General features: G+C 73.7%; 24 protein-coding genes. 5 read left to right on the top strand and 19 right to left on the bottom strand.

The genetic code is table 11. The features are described from left to right. From mobF to BM093_RS30835, 8 genes are all read right to left on the bottom strand, one after another. Positions 1-1,485: MobF family relaxase (gene mobF, locus BM093_RS30875; protein ID WP_177238809.1), on the bottom strand; the 1,485-nt coding region annotated here is incomplete at its 3' end. Between the two features lie 378 nt (positions 1,486-1,863). Continuing rightward, on the bottom strand, positions 1,864-2,988 hold the full coding sequence (locus BM093_RS30865) for a hypothetical protein (protein WP_093355285.1): 1,125 nt from the start codon (positions 2,986-2,988) through the stop codon (positions 1,864-1,866). A 22-nt stretch (positions 2,989-3,010) separates the two neighbouring features. After that, complete coding sequence (locus BM093_RS30860) at positions 3,011-3,757, bottom strand: AAA family ATPase (protein ID WP_093355281.1); 747 nt, start codon at positions 3,755-3,757, stop codon at positions 3,011-3,013. Continuing rightward, positions 3,757-5,406, bottom strand: coding sequence for a Mu transposase C-terminal domain-containing protein (locus BM093_RS30855; protein ID WP_177238808.1), 1,650 nt, complete (start codon positions 5,404-5,406; stop codon positions 3,757-3,759). Before BM093_RS30855 ends, BM093_RS30860 begins: the two co-directional genes overlap by 1 nt. Continuing rightward, positions 5,403-5,756, bottom strand: coding sequence for a hypothetical protein (locus tag BM093_RS30850; RefSeq protein WP_093355272.1), 354 nt, complete (start codon positions 5,754-5,756; stop codon positions 5,403-5,405). Before BM093_RS30850 ends, BM093_RS30855 begins: the two co-directional genes overlap by 4 nt. Further along, positions 5,753-6,358: a recombinase family protein gene (locus tag BM093_RS30845; RefSeq protein WP_093355267.1), complete on the bottom strand. Its 606-nt coding sequence runs from the start codon at positions 6,356-6,358 to the stop codon at positions 5,753-5,755. The genes BM093_RS30850 and BM093_RS30845 overlap by 4 nt, the downstream gene beginning before the upstream one ends. Before the next feature lie 269 nt (positions 6,359-6,627). Further along, positions 6,628-7,083, bottom strand: a complete 456-nt coding sequence (locus BM093_RS30840; protein WP_218163006.1) for a methyltransferase family protein — start codon at positions 7,081-7,083, stop codon at positions 6,628-6,630. 86 nt (positions 7,084-7,169) lie between these two features. After that, positions 7,170-7,856 (bottom strand): class I SAM-dependent methyltransferase, encoded by a 687-nt coding sequence (locus BM093_RS30835; RefSeq protein WP_093355259.1) that lies wholly within the window; start codon positions 7,854-7,856, stop codon positions 7,170-7,172. A 41-nt stretch (positions 7,857-7,897) separates the two neighbouring features. On the opposite strand from BM093_RS30835, the gene BM093_RS30830 reads away from it, so the two are divergent. From BM093_RS30830 to BM093_RS30805, 5 genes are all read left to right on the top strand, one after another. Continuing rightward, entirely contained in the window at positions 7,898-8,278 is a 381-nt protein-coding gene (locus BM093_RS30830) for an ArsR/SmtB family transcription factor (protein ID WP_093355255.1), read from the top strand. After that, positions 8,271-10,244, top strand: a complete 1,974-nt coding sequence (locus tag BM093_RS30825; protein WP_093355252.1) for a heavy metal translocating P-type ATPase — start codon at positions 8,271-8,273, stop codon at positions 10,242-10,244. The genes BM093_RS30830 and BM093_RS30825 overlap by 8 nt, the downstream gene beginning before the upstream one ends. Before the next feature lie 44 nt (positions 10,245-10,288). After that, positions 10,289-10,753, top strand: coding sequence for a signal peptidase II (locus BM093_RS30820; protein WP_177238807.1), 465 nt, complete (start codon positions 10,289-10,291; stop codon positions 10,751-10,753). After that, the gene (locus BM093_RS30815; protein ID WP_093355243.1) at positions 10,744-11,334 is read left to right on the top strand and encodes a cadmium resistance transporter; all 591 of its coding nucleotides are present in this window, start codon (positions 10,744-10,746) and stop codon (positions 11,332-11,334) included. The genes BM093_RS30820 and BM093_RS30815 overlap by 10 nt, the downstream gene beginning before the upstream one ends. 543 nt (positions 11,335-11,877) lie before the next feature. Continuing rightward, on the top strand, positions 11,878-12,396 hold the full coding sequence (locus BM093_RS30805) for a translation initiation factor IF-2 (protein ID WP_177238806.1): 519 nt from the start codon (positions 11,878-11,880) through the stop codon (positions 12,394-12,396). A gap of 236 nt (positions 12,397-12,632) precedes the next feature. Here the strand turns inward: BM093_RS30805 and BM093_RS30800 are convergent, their stop codons facing one another. The 11 genes from BM093_RS30800 to BM093_RS30750 all read right to left on the bottom strand — a co-directional run bounded on the left by BM093_RS30800 (position 12,633) and on the right by BM093_RS30750 (position 21,908). Further along, positions 12,633-13,454 (bottom strand): hypothetical protein, encoded by an 822-nt coding sequence (locus BM093_RS30800; protein ID WP_093355238.1) that lies wholly within the window; start codon positions 13,452-13,454, stop codon positions 12,633-12,635. Positions 13,455-13,897: 443 nt separating this feature from the next. Next, positions 13,898-14,206, bottom strand: coding sequence for a hypothetical protein (locus tag BM093_RS30795; protein ID WP_093355233.1), 309 nt, complete (start codon positions 14,204-14,206; stop codon positions 13,898-13,900). 131 nt (positions 14,207-14,337) lie between these two features. Further along, positions 14,338-14,523 (bottom strand): hypothetical protein, encoded by a 186-nt coding sequence (locus BM093_RS30790; protein WP_093355228.1) that lies wholly within the window; start codon positions 14,521-14,523, stop codon positions 14,338-14,340. Between the two features lie 491 nt (positions 14,524-15,014). After that, positions 15,015-15,989, bottom strand: coding sequence for a DNA-processing protein DprA (locus BM093_RS30785; protein ID WP_093355223.1), 975 nt, complete (start codon positions 15,987-15,989; stop codon positions 15,015-15,017). Positions 15,990-16,086: 97 nt separating this feature from the next. After that, positions 16,087-16,602 carry a hypothetical protein gene (locus BM093_RS30780; protein WP_093355219.1) on the bottom strand — a complete coding sequence of 172 codons (516 nt, stop codon included), beginning with the start codon at positions 16,600-16,602 and terminating at the stop codon, positions 16,087-16,089. A gap of 86 nt (positions 16,603-16,688) precedes the next feature. After that, positions 16,689-16,934, bottom strand: a complete 246-nt coding sequence (locus BM093_RS30775; RefSeq protein ID WP_245773910.1) for a hypothetical protein — start codon at positions 16,932-16,934, stop codon at positions 16,689-16,691. Between the two features lie 423 nt (positions 16,935-17,357). Then, entirely contained in the window at positions 17,358-18,461 is a 1,104-nt protein-coding gene (locus tag BM093_RS30770) for a hypothetical protein (protein WP_245773909.1), read from the bottom strand. Positions 18,462-18,506: 45 nt separating this feature from the next. Beyond that, a complete protein-coding gene (locus tag BM093_RS30765; RefSeq protein ID WP_245773908.1) occupies positions 18,507-19,292 on the bottom strand; it encodes a hypothetical protein in 786 nt (261 codons plus the stop codon). 253 nt (positions 19,293-19,545) lie between these two features. Then, complete coding sequence (locus tag BM093_RS30760) at positions 19,546-20,661, bottom strand: bifunctional DNA primase/polymerase (protein ID WP_245773907.1); 1,116 nt, start codon at positions 20,659-20,661, stop codon at positions 19,546-19,548. Positions 20,662-21,074: 413 nt separating this feature from the next. After that, positions 21,075-21,614 (bottom strand): hypothetical protein, encoded by a 540-nt coding sequence (locus tag BM093_RS30755; RefSeq protein WP_093355205.1) that lies wholly within the window; start codon positions 21,612-21,614, stop codon positions 21,075-21,077. Positions 21,615-21,632: 18 nt separating this feature from the next. Continuing rightward, on the bottom strand, positions 21,633-21,908 hold the full coding sequence (locus BM093_RS30750) for a hypothetical protein (protein WP_177238805.1): 276 nt from the start codon (positions 21,906-21,908) through the stop codon (positions 21,633-21,635). Positions 21,909-22,087 lie beyond the last annotated feature (179 nt).

The following is a 22,087-nucleotide window of genomic DNA, read 5'->3' as shown; positions in this document are numbered from 1 at the left end:
CACGAGCGCCTGGTCGACGGTGAACCCCAGCGTCGACAGGCCACGGTCCGCGGCCACCTCGTCCACCGTGGCCGCCCGCCCGTCGCTGCTGTGGCCGTCGACGGCCTGCGCGGTGGCCGTCTGGAATGCCTCGATCTCGGCCAGCACCAGGCGGGCGGCCTCGCGGCCGGGCGTGTGGCCGGTCATCCCGGCCGGCCCGGCCATCGTGGCCGCGGCCGGGTGGCCGCCGTTGGCCGCAGCGGCCATCACCCGCTCGTCCACGGCATCCAACGCGGCCGCCAGCCTGGCCGCCCGGCCCCGCTCCCCGGACGCCCACGCGGCCACCGCGGCCGGACCGGCCAACCCGGTCTTGGGCTTGCGGGTGTCCTTGACCGCCTGCTCCACCAACGCCCGCTTCGCCCGCGACCCCGGGGCCCGCCCGTGCCGCTCGGTGTAGGCCTCCACCAGCTCCGCCACCCGCGGCCGCACCTTCTCGTGCGTACGCGTACTGGCCGCGGCCAACAGCTCCCGATCGATACCGGCGATCTCGCGCGCGACCCCGTCGGCGCGCCGCTCGAACACCACACCGAGCTGCTCGGTCAGCAACTGCTGATAGGCCCGCGTGTAGGCGGTGGCCATCGCGTCCTTGACCGGCCGGAACGCCTGGCCGTCCAGCGCCAGGACCCGGCCATCCGCGGTTGCCGCCCGGTTGAGCACACCGGCATGCGAGTGCAGCTGCGGCTCCCCGTCCCGGTTGGTGTGGTGGCCATAGACCACCGCGGCCAAGCCGGTGGCCGCCTGCCACTCGCCGACCGTCCGCCCGGACGGGCCGCGGCCTTCGTGGCGGCCGGAGCGGACATAGGCCACGTCCGACTCGGCCGCGCCCAGCGCGATCCGCACCGCCTGCTCGTGCGCCGCACGCACCGTCTCCGCACCCTCGGTGTCGCCGGCCGACAGCAGCGCTGTGTAGTACAGCGACACCGACTTGACCGGTGAGAACGTCACGTCGTAGTAGGCGGTCGGGGTGCGGGTGTTCTTCTTCGCCGAGGTCTCGATCTCGAACCGGCGCTCCGCGGTCGCCTCCGGCTCCGCCTTGAGCGCATCGGCCACGATCTGCGCCGCCGTACGGAAGCGCCGCGGCTTCGACCCCAGGTACACCGGGGTCTTCTCCGTCGACCCGTCGACCACGTGCGAGGGGTAGCGCAGCTGCCCGAAGATGGCCCGAACGTCCTCCGCAGAGGCCGTGTCACCGGCGGCCATCGGCAGCCCCAGCGCCTCCAGCCCGGACCCGAACCAGACCCCGTCCGGCTCCCCGTGTTCGGTCGCCGACTGCAGGTACTCCGCCCCGCCGTGGTGCACATGAGAGCGCTCAAAATCAGGGCCTGCGGGCTCCGCGGTGGGGGAGTCGACACCCTGTTCCGGAGCCTGCTCCGGGCGCGAATCGCAGCCGTGGAGCAGGTACTCGACAGACCCGGGCGCCATCGCGGTCACTCGCACGACGCCCATGGCAAGAAGGCTACGGGACGCACCCGTCACCGGCAAGATCATTTGATGCATAGGTGTGAGGTCTGAGGTCTAAGGAGAGGCAACTGGAGCAGATAGGATGAGGACAGGGAGGAAGCAAGAAGATGATCTAGGTGTGAAGCGACGCTCGGGTGGCAGTGGGAAGCGTTGGATAAGTTGGCAGTAAACGACGGATGATTTGGCAGTCGGTCGATCATGGCGGCGTGCTGCTGGTGACCGCCTGGATGTTGACGGCGCCGGTGAACGGCGTCGCGAAGGTCTCGGGCGTGTAGCGCTTCCCGGTCGGGTGGGCGGCTTCGCCGCGGGGGACTCCGGTGAGGTCGTCGGCGGCGCCGATCCGGTGGGCGAGGCGGCGTCCACTCAGGGCCGTTCCGTCCCGGTCGAGGAACAGCGCCGGCGGCGGACCGCGGTGTGTTGCGCGATCGTCGAGCAGCACCCGCAGCATCGGGCGGGCCGCGGCGGAATGCGCCAGGTCCCGGTGTAGGTACACACATGTCGTGCGTGCGGGTCGGTCCACTCGGTTCGGGTCTCGGCGAGCCAGGGCGCGTTGTGGTCGGTGGCCAGCGCGAGAGTGAGCGCGCCGGCCGCTGTGGGGCAGGCCAGCCGCCGCAGCCGGGCCATGGTCTCGGCGTTGAATCGCGGCCCGAGGTAGGCGAGCAGCCGGGCGTCGTGTTCGAGCGCGGGCAGGGCCAGGTGCAGGCCCTCGTCGTGCAGCCCGGCCCGGGTGGCGTGCAGGCGCAGCAGCAGCTCATCGCGGTCGTGCGCGTCGATGGTGAGGTTCTGCAGCAGGACACCGAGCTCGCAGTTGGGCCGGACGTCGCGCGGAAGGCGCAGGGTGCGCTCGGTATAGAGCCGCCAGGCGCGCCCGGCGCGGCGGGCGAGGTCGCGCACCGTCCCGTACAGCTCCGGCGCACTGGCCGTCCGCGGCCCGCCGGTGGCCGTCGCAGCGGTCAGCAGGGCGACCGCGGCCGTCCACTGCACCGGTGCCGCGCTCGGCGCCCGGCGAGCGGTGTGGTCGACGCCGTGATCGCCGTGAGCGACGGCCCAGACCGTGACCCCGGCGTCGGTGGCGAGCCGGTCGAGTTCCACGAGCGTCGCGTGCGAGAGCAGGTGCGCGCGCAGCACGACCAGGTGCTGCACCCGCTCGGCGCGCAGCCACAGGGCGAGCAGCTCGGGCACACGATGGCGCGGGCCGGCGGCGTCGAGGGCCCGCCGATCCTTGCCCAGCGCCACCAGGACGTGGCCGGCCAGCAGCGGCCACGGCGAGCCGGGCGCGGCCGGGCAGACCACGACCCCGACGGCCAGATCATGCAGCGCCAGCAGCGCCCGCACGCAGCCGTGGTCGTCGTCCGGGTCGAGCACCCACCGCGTCGCGGCCACGGTCGTGGGCGCGACCACGTGATGGCCACGGTCACTGGCCACGGCCACGGTCGCGGCCACACCGGTCACGGTGACGTTGCCCTCGACCGTGGCCGAGCGGGTCATGACCGGCGCGCGGGGTGCCGGGTCATGCGGTGATCGCGGCGCCGTGTAGCGCGAACGCGTTGGCCACGATCCGCGCGTCGAGCACGGCGGTGTCGTGGTCGGCGCACAGCGCCGCGGCGGACTGGGTGAACGACGCCCAGTCCCGCAGGTTTCCGTGCGCGAGGTGGTCATCGATCTGCAGCACCAACTCCCGGTCCACGCCCTCGTAGATCGGGTGAAACCGCGGGATCAGCTCCAGCACCTGGTCACTGGTCAATGGTTCGAGCCGGACCCGCCGGTAGACCCGCGAGCGCAGCATCGGCTGCGCCGACAGCACCTGCCAGGCCCCGTCGCCTCCCACCAGCAACAGCGCGAACCGGGTCCGCGGGTGATCGTGCAGGTGGCGCAGGAACTCGATGCACTCGGTGTTGAGCCGCTGCGCCTCGTCGACCACCACCACCCGCGGACGCGCCGAGAGCTCCTCGATCACCGCGTCCATCAGCACGAACCGGCTGCGCGCCCGCCCCGCCGGCGACCCGGTCAGCTGCTCGAACAACGTGGCGGCCACCAGCCGCATCGTCGGCCGCGACGGGAACGACGACCACAACCCGGTCCGCTCGCGGGCGGTCAGCGCCGACTCCACGGCGTAGGTCTTGCCCATCCCGGCCGGACCGTGCACCACGCCCATCGCCGCGACGTCGATGACGTGCCCGACGGCCTGGTCGACCAGCTGCAGGCCCGCGGTGGGCAGCACCCGCGCCCCGGGCAGGTCCAAGAAGTGCCGCACCATCAGCCCTGCTCTCCTTGCTCGCCGCCCGCGCGGCGCTCGTCCTGTACCGGGTCTATTGCCGGCTGACTGTCCTGTGCCGGGTCCTGTGCCGGTTGGCTGTCGGGCGCCGGGTCGAGCTCGACCGGCGGGTCGGGGTCGCGGAACTCGGGGTTCCAGTAGGCGAAGTCGCTCTTGAGGTCGAGCAGGTCGGTGCGCGCCAGCCGCGCCATCGCCGCGTAGTCCGGGCCCTCGTCCCCGCGCCGGCGCCGCGACCGCCGGGCCCGGTCAGCGCGGGCGTCCGCGGCGGTGACGACCGTGGTGTCCTCCACCGGGCCCGGCTCGGTGATCGGGGCCAGCTGCGCGCGGGCGCGCCGGCTCGCCTTGCGTTGCCGCCGGCCCAGCTCGGCCGCGTCCGCGCGGCGCCGCGCCAGCACCGCCTCGCGCTGCTCGTCGTTCAAGGTGTCCTGCGGATACGCGGTGCACAGCCACTCGTCACCGCGGAAGACCTCGATCTGGCGCAGGTCGTGCGGGGTGTAGCGGACCTGGACCGGCTCGCCGACCAGGCCGTTGAGCTCCGGGGCCATGAACCGGACCCCGTCGAAATGCACCCCGTCCTTGTTGATCGTGCGCTCGGCGTCGGCCACCAGCATCCAGCGCAGCCCGGCCGGGTCGAGGGTGCGCAGCGGGGTCGCGTCCTCGCCCCAGCGGGCCAACGGCGTCGTGCCCAACTCGGAGTGCACCCGCGTGGTGTTGTAGGCGGTGACCCACTCGGCGAACCGGTCCACGAACAGGCCCAGCCCCATCGGGTCGGCGTCCGGGCCGAACAGCCCACCGTCCGCGCCGCGCGGGCCGTGGGTGTAGAACGGCAACCCGGACAGGAACTCCTGCTCCAGGGTCCGGTTCGCCCGCTCCACCTTGCCCTTGCTGTGCCCCTGATACGCCGGGGTCGGCCGGTGCTCGATGCCCAGCGCCGCACACGACCGGCGGATCGCCGCAGCGGCGAACTCCAGCCCGTTGTCCGGGCGCACCACTTCCGGCAGCCCCCCGAACGGTCCCCGCTGCGGGTCGATCACGATGCCCGCGCGCATCGCCGCGAGCACCACCCCCGAATGCGGGCGCAGCGACACCGCCCACCCCATGATCAGCCGTGAGAACGCCTCGACGAACAGCGTCGCCCACGGCTTGGCCGGGCGCTGGGCCCGCGGCGCGAGCACCAGCACCGGCAGCTCGACATGATCGGCCTCCCACAGCGCGTTGCGCCGGTCCGGTGCCCACCGCAGATACACCTCGTGTCGGCGCCGGCCCTCCACCCCGTCCACCGCGGCGGCCCGCTCCGCGGGGGTCAGGTCCCGGGCGAACGCATACTGGAGGCGCCGCAACGACGGGCCGTCGGCCGTGCCGGCGTGCAGCTCCCGGTGCACGGCGGCGACGTTGCCCCGCCAGGCGGCGTAGGCGTCCCGGTCGACCTCGGTGATCTCGTAGCGGCCCCGGCGCGCGCGGCGCGGCGGCGGCGGTCCGACCGCCCCCAACCACCGCCACAGCGTGCGCTCACCAATCCCGACCTCAGCCGCGGCCTGGCGCACCTGCGCGCTGGTCAACTCCCCGGCGGCGCGCATCTCCTGTAGCCGCTCGACCAAGACCGCCTTCACCTGCGGATCCAGGCGGGTCATCGCGCCAGCTCGCGCACGCAGTCCGGGCATACCGGCCCGGACAGCTCCCAGCCGACCGCGGACAACCAGCCCTGCACCGCCACCGGCATCCGCTCGCCGTCTCCGGCCAGCTCGCCAGCCAGCAGCGGACCGTCGCCGCAGCGCACGCACACCACATCATCGACCGGACCGGCCGGGATACAGGCCCGGCAGAACCGCCGCACCACCGGGCCGCCACTGCCCGCCACCAGCCACGTCATCGCCACGTCCGCCCGCTGCACCGGGTTGCCGGGCACCTGCCCGCACCCCGAACAGCGCAGCTCGCCGACCGGCTTCCCGGCCGGGGGACCCGGCACCTGCGGCAGTCTCATGGCACCGGGTCGTCCTGCTGCTGGTCGCGGCGGTACGCGATCGACCCGGTCCGGCCCAGCGCCCGGTAGATCGTCGACCTCGACACCCCGAGCGCGCGGGCGATCTGTTCGACGGTGAGTTCCTGCTGCTCATACATCCGCCGCGCGGTGGTGGTCTTGTCCGGTGTCATCAGCGCCGGCCGCCCGCCCATCCGGCCGCGGGCGCGGGCGGCCTTGAGCCCGGCCCGGGTCCGCTCGCGCACCAGCTCGCGTTCGAACTGGGCCAGCGCCCCGAACACATGAAAGATCAACCGCCCACCGGAGGTGGTGGTGTCGATCGCCTCGGTGGTCGAGCGGAACCCGACCCCGCGCTCGGACAGGTCGGTGACCACCTCGATCAGGTGCCGCAGCGAGCGACCCAGCCGGTCCAGCCGCCACACCACCAGCGTGTCGCCGTCGCGGCACTGCTCAAGTACCCGGCGCAGCTCGGGCCGGTCCTCCTTCGCCCCGGAGGCACGGTCGGTGAACACCTTCCAGCAACCGGCCGCGGCCAAGGCGTCGTGCTGGAGCTCGGCGTTCTGTTCCAGCGTCGACACCCGGGCGTAACCGAGCAGCGCGCTCATAGCCGAGCAACGTAGCGAAACCCTCGCGACACGCCCGACACGACACGCTGAAAGTGGGACGGGATTGTGCAAACCCGCGACCTGCAGGGACAGCAGGCAAGATCAGTACCGCGGCGGTGTGTCAGAAACGGTCCATTACGACACGGTGCAAGCCGGCCGCACGGTGTGGCGGGTGTGTGACGCACCGGGACAAGGAAGGTGCGCGCCGCCGCGACGCGTGGTGTCTCGCAAACGATCCATCCTCGACAGGGAGGGGAGCCGAGCAGGATTCACTCGGCGGATCCCTGAGGTAACTCTGCGCGCCAGGGGCGCAGGCGCGGCACCCAGCGCGGGACGTTGTCCCGGTAGCGGGCGTAGTCGCTACCGAAGCGGCGGGCGAGGCGGGGTTCCTCGACCCGGGCCACCATGACGGCGACGAAGAAGGCGAACAGCGCGAACCACGCCAGAAGGGTCAGGGAGCGGGCTGCGATCGCCTCGCCCAGCACGATGCCCAGGACCCCGCTGAACATCGGGTGGCGCACGTGCCGGTAGGGCCCGCGCATCACCAGCGTGCGCGGCGGATTCTGTGGTGACAGTGTTCCCGCGCCGTCCCGGGCGAACAGGCTGATCGTCCAGGCCAGCATCGCGACGCCGGCGGCGCCGAGCCCGGAGCCGACCACCACGGCCAGCCCTCGAGCTACTGGCCCGAGATCGACCGCACCGGCGCCGACGGTCGTGACGATCAAGACCGGAATGATGATCGTGACGGTCACCGGCCCCAGCAGAATCGCTCGCAGGTGTCGCAACAGCATGTGATGCCTTCCGGTGGAGATCAGTGGCGTGTGCGGGCCGCCGGGGCTGCGGCGTGGATCCGAACGCTGGGCCCTCGCGTGCGGCCCGGGGCGCGCACGGCCACCCCGAGCAGGTAGTCGCCGCCGATGCGGGTGCGCCACCGGTCGTCGACGTGTAGGCCGTGGCGAGGTAGTTCGGCGAGGAATTCCCCTGCGGTGAACCGGTCGCGGGTGGGGTGCGCGAACAGGGCCTGGTAGGTGGGTCGTGCCAGGGCGGTGGCGGTGACCTCGTCGAAGTAGAACCGGCCGTCCGGTTCGAGGACCCGGGCGACCTCGGCCAGGGCGTCGCGCCAGTCCGGGATGTGGTGGATGATCGCGAAGTCGAACACCGCCTGATACGAGGCGTCCTTGCCACCGCCGATGTGCGCGAACGCGGTGGCGAGGTCGGTGGCCGAGCCCCCGCTCAGCTGGGCGGCATCGCCGTGGCGGCGCAGCCGCCGGCGGGCCTTGGCCAGCATCGTGGGGTCCAGGTCGACGGCGTCCACGCTGGCCGCGCCGAAGACGTCGAGGATGAGTTGGGTGCCGTAGCCCGGGCCGCAGCCCAGCTCGGCGGTGCGGGCGCCCGGTGTGCGGCCCCCGAGTGCGATGAGCACGTGGGCTTCGTAGCGCTGGAGCAGGCGCCGGGGCGCGGAGTCGATCAGTGCCGACTCGATCGCATTCATGAGCATGGCCACCCTCATTCATCGCCGGTCTGCGATACAATCGCTGTATGGCGATTGATACCAGGGACGGGTGTCCGTCCACAACTGCCGGTCTGGGGGCCGCCGAGGCGCTGTTCCACAGCCTGTCCGACAGCACCCGGCTGGCCATCGTGCGGCGTCTGGCCGACGGTGAGGCGCGGGTGGCTGACCTGGTGACCCAACTGGGCTTGGCCCAGTCCACGGTCTCCAAGCACGTGGCGTGCCTGCGCGAGTGCGGCCTGGTCGACGGGCGCCCCGAGGGGCGGCAGGTGTTCTACTGCCTGACCCGCCCCGAACTGATGGACCTGTTGGCCTCGGCCGAGGTCGTGCTGGCCGCGACCGGCCACGCGGTCGCGCTGTGCCCGAACTACGGAACCGACGTCCACGTCCGGGAGGTGCGCGGTGAGTGATGCCTGCGGATGCGACGGCGACGAGCCCCGCACCACCGGGGAGGGCGACGGACACGAGCCGGAGACGCTGTGGCAGGTCGGTGAGATCCGGGTCGCCGCCGTGGCCGTGGTGCTGCTCGGCCTCGGCTACGGATCCAGCTGGGTCGGCGCCCCCGACCCGGTGGGGCTGACGCTGATGGCGGCCGCGCTGGCGGTCGCGGCGTGGACATTCGTCCCCGGCACCCTGCGCCGACTGGTCCGGGGCAAGATCGGCGTGGGCACGCTGATGACCATCGCCGCCATCGGCGCCGTGCTGTTGGGCGAGGTCGGCGAAGCCGCGATGCTGGCCGTGCTCTACACCATCGCCGAAGGGCTCGAGGAGTACTCGGTAGCCCGCACCCGGCGCGGCCTGCGCGCCCTGCTGGACCTGGTGCCCGACCGGGCCACGGTGCTGCGCGGCGGGGCCGAGCAGGCCGTCGACCCGGCCGAGCTGGTCGTGGGCGACACGCTGGTGGTGCGCCCCGGGGAACGCGTGGCCACCGACGGCCGGATCGGCGCCGGGCACACCAGCCTGGACACCTCCGCGATCACCGGCGAGTCCGTCCCGGTCGAGGCCGGACCTGGCGACGAGGTGTTCGCCGGATCCATCAACGGCACCGGCGTGCTGGAAGTGACCGTGACCACCACCGCCGCGGACAACTCCCTGGCCCGCATCGTGTCCATCGTCGAGGCCGAGCAGTCCCGCAAGGGCGCCGGCCAACGCCTGGCCGACCGCATCGCCCAACCCCTCGTCCCCGGGGTGATGATCGCCGCCGCACTCATCGCCGTCCTGGGATCCGTGCTCGGTGACCCGCTGACCTGGATCGAACGGGCCCTGGTCGTACTGGTTGCGGCGTCCCCGTGTGCGTTGGCCATCTCGGTGCCGGTCACCGTGGTCGCCGCGATCGGCGCCGCCTCCAAACACGGTGCGCTGGTCAAGGGCGGAGCGGCCCTGGAAGCCATGGGACGGGTCGCCACCGTCGCTCTGGACAAGACCGGCACTCTCACCCGCAACCACCCGGCCGTCATCGAGACCGCCCCCGCGCCGGGGTACACCCGCGCACAGGTGCTCGCGGTGGCCGCCGCGCTGGAGGAGCGCAGCGAACACCCACTGGCCCGCGCCATTCTGGCCGCCGCCCCCACCCCGCAGCGGGCCGAGCAGGCCGAAGCGGTCACCGGTGCCGGGCTGACCGGCACGCTGCACGGTCGCCGCGTGCGGCTGGGCCGGCCGGGCTGGATCGACCCCGGCCTCCTGGCCCCGGACGTGGAAAGGCTCCAGCACGCCGGTGCCACCGCCGTCCTGGTTGAGGACGCCGGCACCGTGATCGGCGCCATCGCGGTCCGCGACGAACTGCGCCCCGAAGCCGGCGAGGTCACCGCCGCCCTGCGCGGCGCCGGCTACCGGGTCGTGATGCTCACCGGCGACAACCACGCCACCGCCGCCGCCCTGGCCACCGAGGCTGGGATCGCCCCGGCTGACGTGCACGCCGAGCTGCGACCCGAGGACAAGTCCCGCCTCGTCGACCAGCTCCGCGCGCACGGCCCCGTCGCGATGGTCGGCGACGGCGTCAACGACGCCCCCGCCCTGGCCACCGCCGACCTGGGCATCGCCATGGGCGCCATGGGCACCGACGTGGCCATCGAGACCGCCGATGTGGCGCTGATGGGTGAGGACCTGCGCCACCTGCCTCAGGTCTTGGCGCACGCCCGCCGCTCGCGGACGATCATGTGGCAGAGCGTGGCCCTGTCGCTGGCCATCATCATCGGCCTGATGCCGCTGGCGCTGTTCGGGGTGCTCGGGCTGGCCGCGGTTGTGCTGGTGCACGAGGTGGCCGAGGTCGTGGTCATCGGCAACGGCATCCGCGCCGGACGCACCCGCCGTCTGGCGCTGGTCCCCGGCGGCCCCGCCACCGCCTCGTCGCCCGAGCGCGTTGAGGCGGGGGCGTGACACCGACGACACCGGCTGTGGCCAGCACGCTTTCCCGTTGGGGTGTGCTGGCCGCAGCCCTCGCCCTTACCGCCACCGACCTGGTCCTCAAGGCCGTGGCCGAGCAACAGCTGACGAGCGCACCCGGTCCGCGGCTCCTGGGCCTGCTGGAGCTGCGTTTGACCTACAACCCCGGCATCGCCTTCAGCCTGGGAGCGGCACTGCCCGCCTGGATCATCGTGGCCGTCACCGGGCTCATCACCGCCGCCGTGGCCGCCTACACCTGGCGTACCGCACCCACCACCCCGCTCGGGGGCCGACTCGGCCTGGCCGGCGTGCTGGGAGGGGCACTGGCCAACCTCATCGACCGCGGCCTCGACGGCGTGGTCACCGACTACCTGCACACCGACTGGTGGCCCACCTTCAACCTGGCCGACGCCTTCATCGTCTGCGGCGCGGTGCTGCTCGTGCTCACCACCGCCCGCGAGCCCGCACCGGCGCCGAGTAAGGACCCTGCCCCGTGGACCTGACCACCATCGCCCAGGCCATCGGCCTGTTCGTCGTCACCAACATCGACGACATCGTGGTGGTCGCGCTGTTCTTCGCTCAGGGCGCCGGACACCGCGGAGCCACCGCCCGGGTCGTGGCCGGCCAGTACCTGGGCTTCGCCGCGATCCTGGTCGCCGCGCTCGCCGCTACCTTCGGCGCGACCTTCCTGCCTGAGGCAGCCCGCGCCTACTTCGGGCTACTGCCGCTGCTGTTGGGCCTGCGCGCGGCATGGAAACTGTGGGGCGGCGACGACGACGATGATGCCCCCGCCAGCAAGGACGGTCCGGCCCTGCTCACCGTCGCCACCATCACCTTCGCCAACGGTGGCGACAACATCGGCGTCTACGTCCCCGTCTTCGTCACCGTCGGCTACACCAGCCTGCTCGTCTACGCGGCGGTCTTCCTCGTTCTGGTCGGTGTCCTGTGCGCGGCCGGCAAATTTCTCGCCACCCGCGCGCCCATCGCCCGCGCGCTCAGCCGCTGGGGCCACATTCTGCTACCCCTAATCCTCATCGCCCTGGGCATCGTCATCCTCGTCGAGGGCGGCGCCTTCGGACTGTAGAACCAACCCGCTCGCAGGCTGTGGCATCCGACAGCCCGGCCTCGCAGCGATAGCCCCGGGACGAGAACGCTCCTGGCCCGGCCGCGGCCTGCTCTGCGAACGGGTCTGCTCCATCGATCAGGATCGTGGGCGATCCGGCGAACTCAGGCGTCTCGGCGACCGTCTCCGCGGTCATGGTCCGAACCCTTACCGCGGTTTCCGCATGTCCGGCGTCGTCGAGCGCATGGCGGAGACGCGCGAAAGCGACATCCTCGTGGGGCCAATTCGATACCACCAGCAGCTCTACCCGCATCACGCCAGTGTGCTCCCGGCGCGGACTACAGAGGAGAGGCGCTGTCATCCTCGTGGCGCGCCAGCGCTGTCATCTTACCGTCGTTCCACACTGGCGAGGTGCGCTCGTCTCGGTGTCTGGGGCACCGCGCGGTGGCCTTCGCGGCGTCTCATGGGTCACCATCTGGGTTCCGAGTCGCGCGGTGGTAGGTCACTGTTGCCCGCGCCGCGGGTCGGGCGTGGCGAACGATCGAGTACTAGGAGGGGCGCGCGGTGGCGGGTAAGAGCAGGACCAAGAACGAGCGGCAGGTCCGGGACCGGATCGTCGAGCTGGCGGCGGCACGGGACCGGCTCGACACCGAGGAGGCCGAGCGCCGCCGGCGCGAGGACGACGCGTTCGAGCGCTACGCCCGCGCGGACGCCGACGCTGCCCAGATCGCAGCCGAGCGCGACAGCACACTGGGCGACCTCGAGGCGCAGGCGCAGCGCGTCCGCGATGCCGCCGCGACCAAGCTCGGCGAGATCGAGACGCGGCAGCGCGACGTCCTCGCCGAGCTCCACGCCGGCGGCCGCAAGGCCGACGACCTGGCCGCGATGTTCGGGCTCGCGGTCAAGCGGGTCCGCACTCTGCTGCGCCAAGCCCGGCCCCCGGCCGGGACGGGCGCCCCTGCGGCCGCGCCGCAGGCGCGCGCCGCCGATGATGCGGCCACGACACTCTCCCCGGCGGCCGGCACCGGCGCCCCGCCGGCCACAGCCCCGCCCCCGGATTCGGCTGAACGGTCGAGTGCCTGAGCCGGCGCCGCTGCACCCGGGCGCGGCAGGTGGCGTGGCCGCGCGAGAAGCACTGTGCCGCCGCAGGCGGGTCCGCCGAACGCTTGGCCCGGCGCGGCCCTGAGCGCCTCGCGCAGCCGCCGGCCGGTGCGGCGTGCTCGCCGCCGGCCGACCGTGGGCGGGGTCCGTGCGGCAGCTGCCGGGCACACGAAGAAGGGGCCCCGCCGGTGGCGGGGCCCCTCCTCGGTGGTGGGTGGTCAGGCGGGCTGTCGGGCGTGCCAGTCGGTAACGGTGAACTTGTCCGCGGTGCGCAGGCAGCGCCAGTCACGGTTGAGCCGCGCGTCCCGCTCGTCCGGGCTCGCCGATGTGGCGGCGATGTAGTCGCAGCGTGCGATGAGGACCGCGGCCCGGGTCGCGGTGGCGGGCAGGATCGGCACCCCGGCCGTGCCGCTGTCGCGGCAGTCCTCGCACAACCCGTCATCGCTGGCGCGCTGCTGGTCGCGGGTTGACCGCTCCACCCCGCACGCCACGCACGGCAGCCCCCGCATGGGTGGCACGGCCGCGAGATCGTAGTCGAGCTGCTGATAATCCGACTGCTGGTCGGTGTCTTCGGTCGGGTCGACCCGCTCGGCAAAGTAGCGGCGCGCGGCAGTGTCCTTGTCCGTGGCGCGCTGGCTGCGCCGCTGCTGCGGGGTGCCCTGGCGAGTCGCCACGGCGCCCGGCTTGCGGCGGGCGTACTCACGCCGCTCCGCGCGGGTCGACTGGGCCATTCGCTCGGCCTGCTTGGCGGCCTCGGCGCGGCGTTCCGCGTGCGGCACGCACGCCAGCACCAGTGCGCGGCCGTCGTCGTCGCTAACCTTCCACAGGTCCCGCAGCTTCGGGATCGTGACGGCCGGGTGCGTCTCCAGGGCGGCGAGGATCTCGCCCAGCAGCGCGCGAGTGGTCACGTCCGCCGCGTCGGCGAGCCGCGCGGTACGGCGTCGCGCCTCGCGCGTCGCGCCCCCCTCGATCAGGTCGGCCACCTGGCCCATCTCGTCGGCCGCGTCCATCGTCGTCGTATCGGCGGTCTGGGTGTTCATCGTGACTGCACTCCTTCGCTGGCCGTTGATCAGAAGCGGGTGGGCCTCTCGGCCCGTGATGGGCAGCGGGTGTCGTCCCCGCTGCCGCTTCACGGCGGCCGCACGGCCTCCGAGGCTCGACGTCAAGGGCAGCCCGGAGGGCTGTCGCCGGAGGCGACGCGGAGCGCCAGCGGAGCGCCCTTGATGTTGAGTGAGGCCGTGCTTAGCTCTAGGGCCGAGAGGCCCACCCGCCCCGCCGCCAGGCGGGTCCATCGGTTCCCTCGGCCCGCCGCGGCCTTGAGCGGCCCTACGCCACCGGCCGCCCGCGACACTCCACCCGCGCCCAGCCCGAGACCGGCGCCTCCCGACACGGGCCGATGGCGGCCGCAGCGACGGCCGCCACCGAACCGGTGCCCCGCTTGTGACCGCTGGCGGGCTGCTTGCCGTGTCCTGACCCGCAGCAGTTACGGCTTCACGAGCCTGATCGAACCGGGCTCCGTGTCGGGGGGCTGGACGACTTCGTCGCGGCGCGGGTTCCACGAGGTGCAGTGCACCCGCCGCCGCCCGGGCTGCGACCCGGTCACGTCGATCTGGACGATGGCGAAATCCGCAAACGGGATCAGTTCGCGGGCCGCATCGCTGGCCAGGATCTCCTCGACCCGGTACTCGAGGTTCAGGTAGCCGTTGCGGTAGGTCCCACCCGGCTGCCGCGGCCCGATCGCCGCCCGCACCACCGGATCCAGACCACCGACGCGGCCGTTGCATTCACTCATGTCCACTCCTGACGTGCTCGCTGCATGCTCCTACGGGGAGGTGTTCGTGACCAGAAACGCCGCCCGGCCGGCGGCGTCGCCACACAAGGAGGGGCCCCGCCGGTGGCGGGGCCCCTGCGGGCGGGCCGCCCTCAGAAGGGCGGCTCCTCCTCGTCGTCGTCGATGACCTCCGGTCCACCGACGACCGCGTCCTCGATGAGATCGGCGGCGATCTGGGCCTCCCGCCGGGTCTGAGCCGGCACGTCTGTCCCGGCGTACACGTGGTGACCGAGGACGGGGCTGAACTCGAGGGCGCTGGACGTGGTGACGGTGCTCATCTGGGGCCTCCGGTGGTCGGTGCGGCTGGAACGCGGCGCAGCCTCAGCACACCCGTGCCGGGGTCCCGAAGGGACGCCGGGGAGCCGGGGCTGGCCCGTGCGGGTGAGACCGCCGACCGACCTCGACGAACCCGCCCGCACCGCCCACCGGATCCAGCCATCCCGGCCGGGGACCAGCACCGGCGACTACGCACCGCGCCGAACCCCCGCTGCCCGGCGGCCGCGAGGAAGCCGCCCGTGCCCCAGGGCGACGTTCTCGCGGCGGTATCACCCGCACGGGTCGGCGGCGGCTCATCGGCGCTCGCCCCGGCACGGGTGTGCTGACCTCCGGGCGATCCAGCCGTGCCGACCACCGGAGGCCCCGCCCGCACCGCTACCGGCCCGGGCGGCCACCAACGGTGCCCACCGGCACCGAGCTGGCGACCACCCGATGCCCACCGGCACCGGGCAGGTGACCGGCCGCTGTCCGCCGGCACTGGTGACTCCCCGGCTTACAGCTCCTGGTGGGTCAGGCCCCAGGCCTCGGCAGTGTCAGCGGCGCGACGCTCGCGCTCGGCGAGCGCGGCGAGTACGTCGGCGCCGCTGGTGACCAGCGTCGCGCGATTCCGGATCAGCTGGTGGGTCCCGACCGAGGCCGCCGAGGTGACCGGGCCGGGCACGGCCATGACCGGGCGGCCGATCTGCCGCGCGGCGGCCGCGATCTGCAGCGCTCCGGAGCGGGCCGCGGCCTCGACGACCACGGTGGCCTCCCCGAGCCCGGCAAGCACCCGGGCCCAACCGTGCGTGCGGTGACGGCTCGGTGTCGTGCCGGGCGGCAGCGCGGACACGATCAGCCCGCTCTGGGCGATCCGCTCGAGCAGGTTCTCGTGCGCGGCCGGGTAGGCCCGGTCGATACCGCAGGCCAGCACCGCCACCGTCGGGCCGTGGGCGGCCAGGGCGCCCCGGAGCGCGGCGGCGTCGATCCCGAACCCGGCACTGGCGATGGTCGTGCGACCGGCGGCGGCGAGTTCGGCGGCGAAGTCGGCGGCCACGTGGGTGCCGTAGCCGGTCGCGGCGCGCGACCCCGTGAGCGTGATCGAGGGCGCGGAGAGGACCTCCAGGCCAGCGTGCCCGCGGACCCACAATCCCACCGCCCCGGCAGGCGCGTAGGCGGCCGGCCAGTGGTCGTCCTCGGGGATCAGCAACCGTGCCCCGCACCGGGCCCCGGCCTCACCGTCCCCGGCCGCCGCTGCCGCGGCAGCTTGCACACGCGCGGGGGCTACGTACCCGCCCACGTCCTCGGGGATCTCACCGCCGGTGAGCTGCTCGGCCGCGGCGCGGGGCCCGACCGAGAGGACAAGCTGCTCGAGGGCAGGGCAGGGCGAGTCGGCCAGCCGCAGCAGGAACGCGCGCGCAGCGCGCACGTCGGCCAACGGGTCCGGCCCGGGCGTCGGGTCGGGGATCGAGGGGCTGGTGTGGGTGTGCATCAGGGGCACCTCTCCAGGATGTGAGGGGGTATGGGTGTGCCCCCGGGTGCTGTCGCATCCCCGGGGGCACATGGCGGGCGGGTGTTCGCTGATCGCGTCAGGGCTCGGGCTCGTGGTCGAGGTCGTTCTCGGCCTCACGCTCAGCCAGCTGGCGTGCGGTCAGGCCGGCGTGCAGGAGCTGCTCGTCGTCGGGGATCTGGTGGCGGGGATCGCCGCCGTAGTAGCCGGTGTCACCGGCGGCCTCGCGCTGTTCGGCCTCGGCGAGGGCCTGCTCGGCGCGGTGTACGGCCACGCCTGCGTGGCAGATCGCGTTCAACGCGGGCAGCGACCGGTCGCCATGGTGGTCGCGGTCGTCGCGGGCGGCCATCAGGTCGTGGTGGGCGTCGTCGAGTGCGGCCGCTGCGCGGGCGACCGCCGGGGCGCGGAACGAGCCGTCGGGCATCAGGCCCAGGTCGCGCACGGCGTTGGCCTCGTAGTGCTCCGGCGGCATGACGTCGCCGTAGTAGTAGCCCGACCCGGGAGAGCTCTCCTCGGCTCCGGCGATCCCGAGCTCATGCAGCCGGGCGTCGATCGTCTTCTCGTGGTGGTCGTTCCACTCAGCGCTGTCAATCATCACGTGCCTCCTGTTCGTCGTGGCGGCGCCGGCCGGTCCACGGCCCGGCCCGTGTGAGGGCCGGGTCGTGAAAGGGGTGGGTGTGGTCAGGCCTCGGGCTCGTCCTCCGGCTCGGGCTCGGCCCGGTCGATGGTGATGTTGTGCGCGGTGGCGATCACCAAGGCGCTGGTGATGCGGTGCTCGCCGTCGCAGTCCGGGCACGGCACGACCTCCCCGGCCTCGTGCGCGCCGGGGACGATGCCCCCGCCGTCGGCGCAGCCGTCGGCGAACTCGACCAGGGTGTTGTCGTCGCTGAGCAGCAGCCCGTTCTCGATGCGGAACTTCTCGGCCATCTCGGAAACCTCCGGGTGCTCGGTCGGTGCGGCTGGAACGCGGCGCAGCCTCAGCACGGCCCGGGGCGGGGCCCGCCAGGGCCGGCGGGAACCCGGTGCTGGCCCGACCGGTGTGAGACCGCCGCGGCGACCGCGACCCACCCAGCCACGGCGCCGGACGCCTGCTCGATCCCGACTGGCGCCGGACCCAGGCGAGGACCCCGACGCCGGAAACGCACTCGACCGGGTCGGGGACGGAAGCACCGGCACCCCGACACAGCCGGGCACGTCGGCGGCGGTATCACCCGGTCGGGTCGGCGGCGGGTTATCGGCGCGGAGCCCGCCCCGGGGTGTGCTGACCTTCGGGCGATCCAGTCGTGCCGACCGAGCACCCGGAGACACCCCGTGCCGCTCCCGGCCCCGCCGCAGCCCGGTGACCGATGATCACGGTGGGGGCAGCAGCGTGGCGCCTTCGGCGATCGCGCTCTGGCCGGCGAGGCGACGGAACGCCGCCCGCGTCTGCTCGATCTGGCCCGGGTCGCCGACCAGCACGGTTTCGAGCTCGGGGACGGGCCATTCGAGGGTGATGCCGTGGCGGGCGAGGTAGAGCGCGACCCGCCGGATCCGCCACCGGTCACCGACATCGAGCCAGGCGTAGCCGAGCAGCTGCCAGCACCAGCGCGCGATCCGGGCGGGCTGATCCACGCGGGCCACGGTCTTGACCTCGACGAGGGTGTCGTCGATCAGCAGGTCGGCCTCGGCCCAGTGGGGGACCAGCAGTGGGCTGGCGTAGCCGAGTCCCGCCCCGGGGGCGGGGTCGCCGGCCCAGTGCCGCCACCGGGCCAGGGCCCCGGACTCGCCGAGCAGACTGGCGATGGCTGCGGCATCGGCGGCGACTGCGGGTGGGCAGAGTCCACGCAGCTGCTCCACCGTCGGGGCTGTGGTGGAGGCGGCCAGGTCGGCGAGCGCTGGTGGTGTGGCGCCGCCGCGGTAGCGGTCCTCGCCCAGAGCCCAGGCGTGGTAGGCGCGGGCCAGCGCGGTCTCGGCGCCGTAGCCGCCGATGGTGCCGGTCGGGGCGTGGGTGTGGTGGAAGCGGTGGCCGCGCTCGGCGAGCTCGGCCAAGGCTGCGTCCCCCCAGCGCGGGTCCGGCGCCGCCGGGGCCGGGCTGGTGATGGCCAGGACGTCGCTCGGGGTGGGCCGGACCCCGACCGCGGTGTCGGCCAGCTCGGGCTGCTGTTCGAGCACGCTCTGCACGCTCGGGTAGGCGGCGGCGATCCGGTGCGCGGCGGCGGGGGAGCACAGCCCTGCCGCGAGGTACCCGTTCAGGGCGGCATAGGGCGGGGCGTCGTGCACCAGCGCCGCCAGACGCGCGTCGACGATCGAGCCGACCGCGGCCGCATGTCCGGCCCCGCCCGGGCCGGTGACCCGGGCCGGGGCACGTGCCGCGGCCGCGGCACGGACCTGGTGGGTGATCTCGGCAGTGCCGGGCAGGTGCGTGGCGCACCACCGGGCCAGCGCGCCCGCGCGCAGCTGCGAGGTCAGCGACATCGCCCACCACCTCCTGTGCTCAGTGAACCGCCCAGCCGGGCTGGGTCAGAACGGCGCCGGGCCCTGCCAGACCGCGGCGGCGTCGACGAGGGCGATGGCCACCGAGTCGCCCCATCCTTGGGCGATCCGCAGCGCGAAGAGCGCATGCTGCTGGTCGGCGATGCTGCCGCGGCCACCGAGGTACTCAAGCAGCTCGGCGACGTCGACGTGGTCGACGTCGGCGGTGCTCACGAACTGCACCGGTCCGCGGCGCAGCCCGCGGCGCAGCCGCCACACCTCGGCGGTGACCTGCACGGTCGAGCGCAGCGCACCGCTGCGCGAAGCACCGGTGCAGGGAAGCAGTGCTCGACTGGCCCAGAACCGCCAGATCTCGATCGGCGAGGGAAGGTCGGCGAGCAGCCCGTCAGCGGTGTAGGTCCGCGCGACGCGATACCCGCCGTCCCCGTCGCCATCGCAGGCGTGCGGGTCGACGGTCGTGTCGAGGTCGAGGACGTCCTGGCCAGGGCAGAACGAGTGCAGACAGGGCTCGCCGCGGCGCGCGCCGCAGTCGTCGCAGCCCGCGGGCAGCGGCGCGACCCCGATGACCGCTACGACCCCGTTATCCGGGTCGTCGAGGTCGAGGCGGCCGTAGCGGCCGCACTGCGGGCAGGTCACGGTCTGGTGGTCGCCCCAGTCGGGATCGGCCACGATCCGGCCGCGGCGATCGGCCGGGCGCAGCGCCGCGGACTCGGTCGCGCAGGGGCAGCGGTGCAGGGTGACCCGGTCCGGGGTGAACTGGCCCAGCTCTGCCGGGTCGTCGGTGAAGTCGGTGATGGGGTCGTAAACGGTCATGGCGGCCTCCAGGTCGTGTCGTACCGGCGGGGTGACAGCACCTGTCTGGGCACGCCCGGGCGGGGCCCGGTCGGGGGTTCGCCGCTGGCCCATCCGGTGTGGGATCACCACTGCACGGCAGCGACCCGCGATGCCGATCGGCGCGGTGATCCCGCCCGGATGGCGTCAGCGAGCGGTTCATCGCACCGGGCCCCACACGGGCGGGCAGCGTGCGGCGCTCACCCCCGGCCGACGACCCCAGGCAGCCCGTCGGCTAGGCGCCGGGGTCCGGGGCGAGGTCGTCGAGGTCGGCGCGCGGGCCATGGGGGCTGGGGAGGTGCTCGATCCGGTCGGCGCGCCCGTGCGGGTTCTCGGTGATCCAGTTGGCGGTCGCGTTGGCCAGTGCCTCGCCGGCGCTGCGGCCGCGGCCCTCGGCGTCGGCGGTGCTGTGGCGGCGGTCGATGCGCCGCGGCGCGCGAGCGCCGTAGGACATCCCGCGGGTGACGGTCCGGTCGGCTTCGGCCTGGGTGAACCCGTCGACGCCGATGTGGACCGCCGCTGCGTCGAGCAGCAGCGCGTGGGCGTTGTCGGCGTCGAGCTCGCCGCCGCCGACCAGCCGGCCCAGCGTGCGGGCCGCGGTGAGCAGGGTGATCTGCCGCTGTCCCTTCGGCGCCTGTTCGACCGCGGCGCTCTCCCCGGCCAGGATCGCCGCGACGTAGGCGTTGGCCCGCCGGGTCGGCAGCGCCAGCGGCTCGCCGTGGCGCGGCTCTGGCGGCGAAGGCGGGGTGAGCAGGGTGGTCAGCCAGTCGGGGAGCTCGGCGATCCGGCCGTGCTCGGCCACGAGATAGGCCCCCTCGGGGCGGATGCTGCCGGCACCGACGACGAACCCGCCCCCGCCGCGGGTGTCAATCAGCGGGCCCAGGCTGTGCCCGTGCCCGCCGTGGGTGTTGCGCAGCTCCAGGCGCTCGGGCATCCGGAAGTAGAGGTGTTCACCATCGGTCGGGGTCATCGTCGAGAAGGTGTCAGGCAGCGTCTGGCCGTGGCGGGCGGTGAGCTGGTCGAGGACCTCACGCCCGGTGGTCGCCCCGCCCCAGGCAGCAAGCGGTTCGGTGCTGGTGTCGAGGTCGATGACCACAATGCCGGACGGGCCGCAGGCGATCCCGACGTTGAACCGGGCCGATTCGTCGCCGGACCACCAGCGGCAGATCTGGGCGCGGTCGCGGGTGGCGCGCTGCTCCCAGCCCTGGTGCCCCTCGGCGCAGATCCCGTGCCGGCGGCAGCGCTCGGCACTGTGGCGGGGCACGGCGGGGAGCTTCCCGCCGGGCTGGACCGGGAACACATAGAGCCCGGCGGCAGCCGCGTCGAGCGCGACCCGGCGCAGCCGCGCCACCTCCGGATCCTGCCGCCGTGTGCGGCGTCGGGTGCGTGGCATGCGGTGTTCCCCCTCCCGGGCCCGGGGATCAGCATCGCACCGATCGGTGCGGGTGCGGGACACATCAGTGCTGGTCGTGGTGGTCATGAGAGCGGGTCTCCCTAGGGGGTCGATGCGGCTGGGTGAGGCGAGCGGCGGATGGGTGGTGTCGGGCCGCCCGGTGGGGGCAGGCCGTGTGCGCCTGCCCCTTGGGGCGTGCCGCAGGGTGTGCCGAGGCTCGCGGGTCCAGGGCAGCCCGTCAGGGCTGTCGCGACAGCGACGCGCAGGCGCCCTAGACGCGGGAGGAGCACGCCCGCACCCTCGGTCCGACACCGAGTGATGGAGTCAGCGCGGCGCGAGCCGCACCCTCGGTGGACGCCGCGAACGCGGGGTCACAGTCGTGGCTCGTCGTCGAGCAGGTCGAGCAGCTCCCCGGCGGCATCGGCGATGCCCCGGGCGAGGTCGTCGATCGCGGCGTGCTGGTCGTGGTCGGGCTCGCGCTGACCGTCGGTGCCGTAGGCGGCGACTCTCGCCTGCTGGTAGCGGGTGTGCCGCGTGCGCAGGGTGTGGCGCGCGCGGCTGAGGCGCTGCCGGTTGTAGAGGGCGGGCACGCACTCGGGGTGAAGGTAGGTAAGCGGGGCGGCGGGGTCACCGAAGACGTCGCCGGGGTTGACCACGTGCCAGGCGTAGTCGGCGGGCCAGAGCATCGGCCGGTCACACCAGAAGCACCACATCTCGACGATGTGGACGGTCCCGGCCGGTTCCCAGCGCAGCTGCGGCCAGGCGCCCACGGTCGGGTCGGGTGCCAGCGTGCGGCGGGTGGCCTCGAGGGTGTCCATCGCGGCGGCGGCCTCGATGGCCGCGGTCTGGGTCGGATCGGACCCGCCGTGCACGTCGTCCTCACGGCCCGGGTAGTCCTGGTGGGAGGTCATCAGCTCAGGTCCTGTCGATCAGTGGGTGACCAGGCCGGGCGCGGCCAGGTCGTCGAGGGCGTGGCGCCAGTCGGGGCGGCGGGTCTCGGTGTAGGTGCGCAGCGCCTGCTCGTCGACCGGTTCCGGGTCGAGCACGGCGACGCTGCGGGCGGGCAGGAACCGCAGAGCGTCGTCGCCGGCGACCTGGATGCCGACGCGCTCGCTGCCGTAGCGGTCCGGGCCGATCCAGCGGACCTCACCGGTGACGTGGACGTTCTTCCCGCGGCGGGTCAGTGACCGCACCTGGCGGCCCACGCGGGGTGCGGTGGCGCGTGCCTGCGCGACGGCGATCAGCTGCGGCAGCAGCTGCTGCCGGTACCAGGCCAGGGCAGCGGCCTGTGAGCTTCCCCCGCTTCGCCGGAGTCTTCGAAGACTGGTCCCATGGTTAGGGACTGGGAAGGAAGGCTCTGTTGGCAGCACCGAGGAAGTACCCC

It is taken from the genome of Pseudonocardia ammonioxydans, assembly GCF_900115005.1.
Taxonomy (GTDB): Bacteria; Actinomycetota; Actinomycetes; order Mycobacteriales; family Pseudonocardiaceae; genus Pseudonocardia; species Pseudonocardia ammonioxydans.
This window is presented reverse-complemented; position numbering and strand designations above follow the sequence as displayed.

Coding starts and splice junctions, on each gene's coding strand:
- BM093_RS30865 (WP_093355285.1), bottom strand. CDS start 2,988: ATGACCCGCTCGGCCACGGTCGAGGGCAACGTCACCGTGACCGGTGTG.
- BM093_RS30860 (WP_093355281.1), bottom strand. CDS start 3,757: ATGGTGCGGCACTTCTTGGACCTGCCCGGGGCGCGGGTGCTGCCCACC.
- BM093_RS30855 (WP_177238808.1), bottom strand. CDS start 5,406: ATGACCCGCCTGGATCCGCAGGTGAAGGCGGTCTTGGTCGAGCGGCTA.
- BM093_RS30850 (WP_093355272.1), bottom strand. CDS start 5,756: ATGAGACTGCCGCAGGTGCCGGGTCCCCCGGCCGGGAAGCCGGTCGGC.
- BM093_RS30845 (WP_093355267.1), bottom strand. CDS start 6,358: ATGAGCGCGCTGCTCGGTTACGCCCGGGTGTCGACGCTGGAACAGAAC.
- BM093_RS30835 (WP_093355259.1), bottom strand. CDS start 7,856: ATGCTCATGAATGCGATCGAGTCGGCACTGATCGACTCCGCGCCCCGG.
- BM093_RS30830 (WP_093355255.1), top strand. CDS start 7,898: ATGGCGATTGATACCAGGGACGGGTGTCCGTCCACAACTGCCGGTCTG.
- BM093_RS30800 (WP_093355238.1), bottom strand. CDS start 13,454: ATGAACACCCAGACCGCCGATACGACGACGATGGACGCGGCCGACGAG.
- BM093_RS30795 (WP_093355233.1), bottom strand. CDS start 14,206: ATGAGTGAATGCAACGGCCGCGTCGGTGGTCTGGATCCGGTGGTGCGG.
- BM093_RS30790 (WP_093355228.1), bottom strand. CDS start 14,523: ATGAGCACCGTCACCACGTCCAGCGCCCTCGAGTTCAGCCCCGTCCTC.
- BM093_RS30785 (WP_093355223.1), bottom strand. CDS start 15,989: ATGCACACCCACACCAGCCCCTCGATCCCCGACCCGACGCCCGGGCCG.
- BM093_RS30780 (WP_093355219.1), bottom strand. CDS start 16,602: ATGATTGACAGCGCTGAGTGGAACGACCACCACGAGAAGACGATCGAC.
- BM093_RS30775 (WP_245773910.1), bottom strand. CDS start 16,934: ATGGCCGAGAAGTTCCGCATCGAGAACGGGCTGCTGCTCAGCGACGAC.
- BM093_RS30770 (WP_245773909.1), bottom strand. CDS start 18,461: ATGTCGCTGACCTCGCAGCTGCGCGCGGGCGCGCTGGCCCGGTGGTGC.
- BM093_RS30765 (WP_245773908.1), bottom strand. CDS start 19,292: ATGACCGTTTACGACCCCATCACCGACTTCACCGACGACCCGGCAGAG.
- BM093_RS30755 (WP_093355205.1), bottom strand. CDS start 21,614: ATGACCTCCCACCAGGACTACCCGGGCCGTGAGGACGACGTGCACGGC.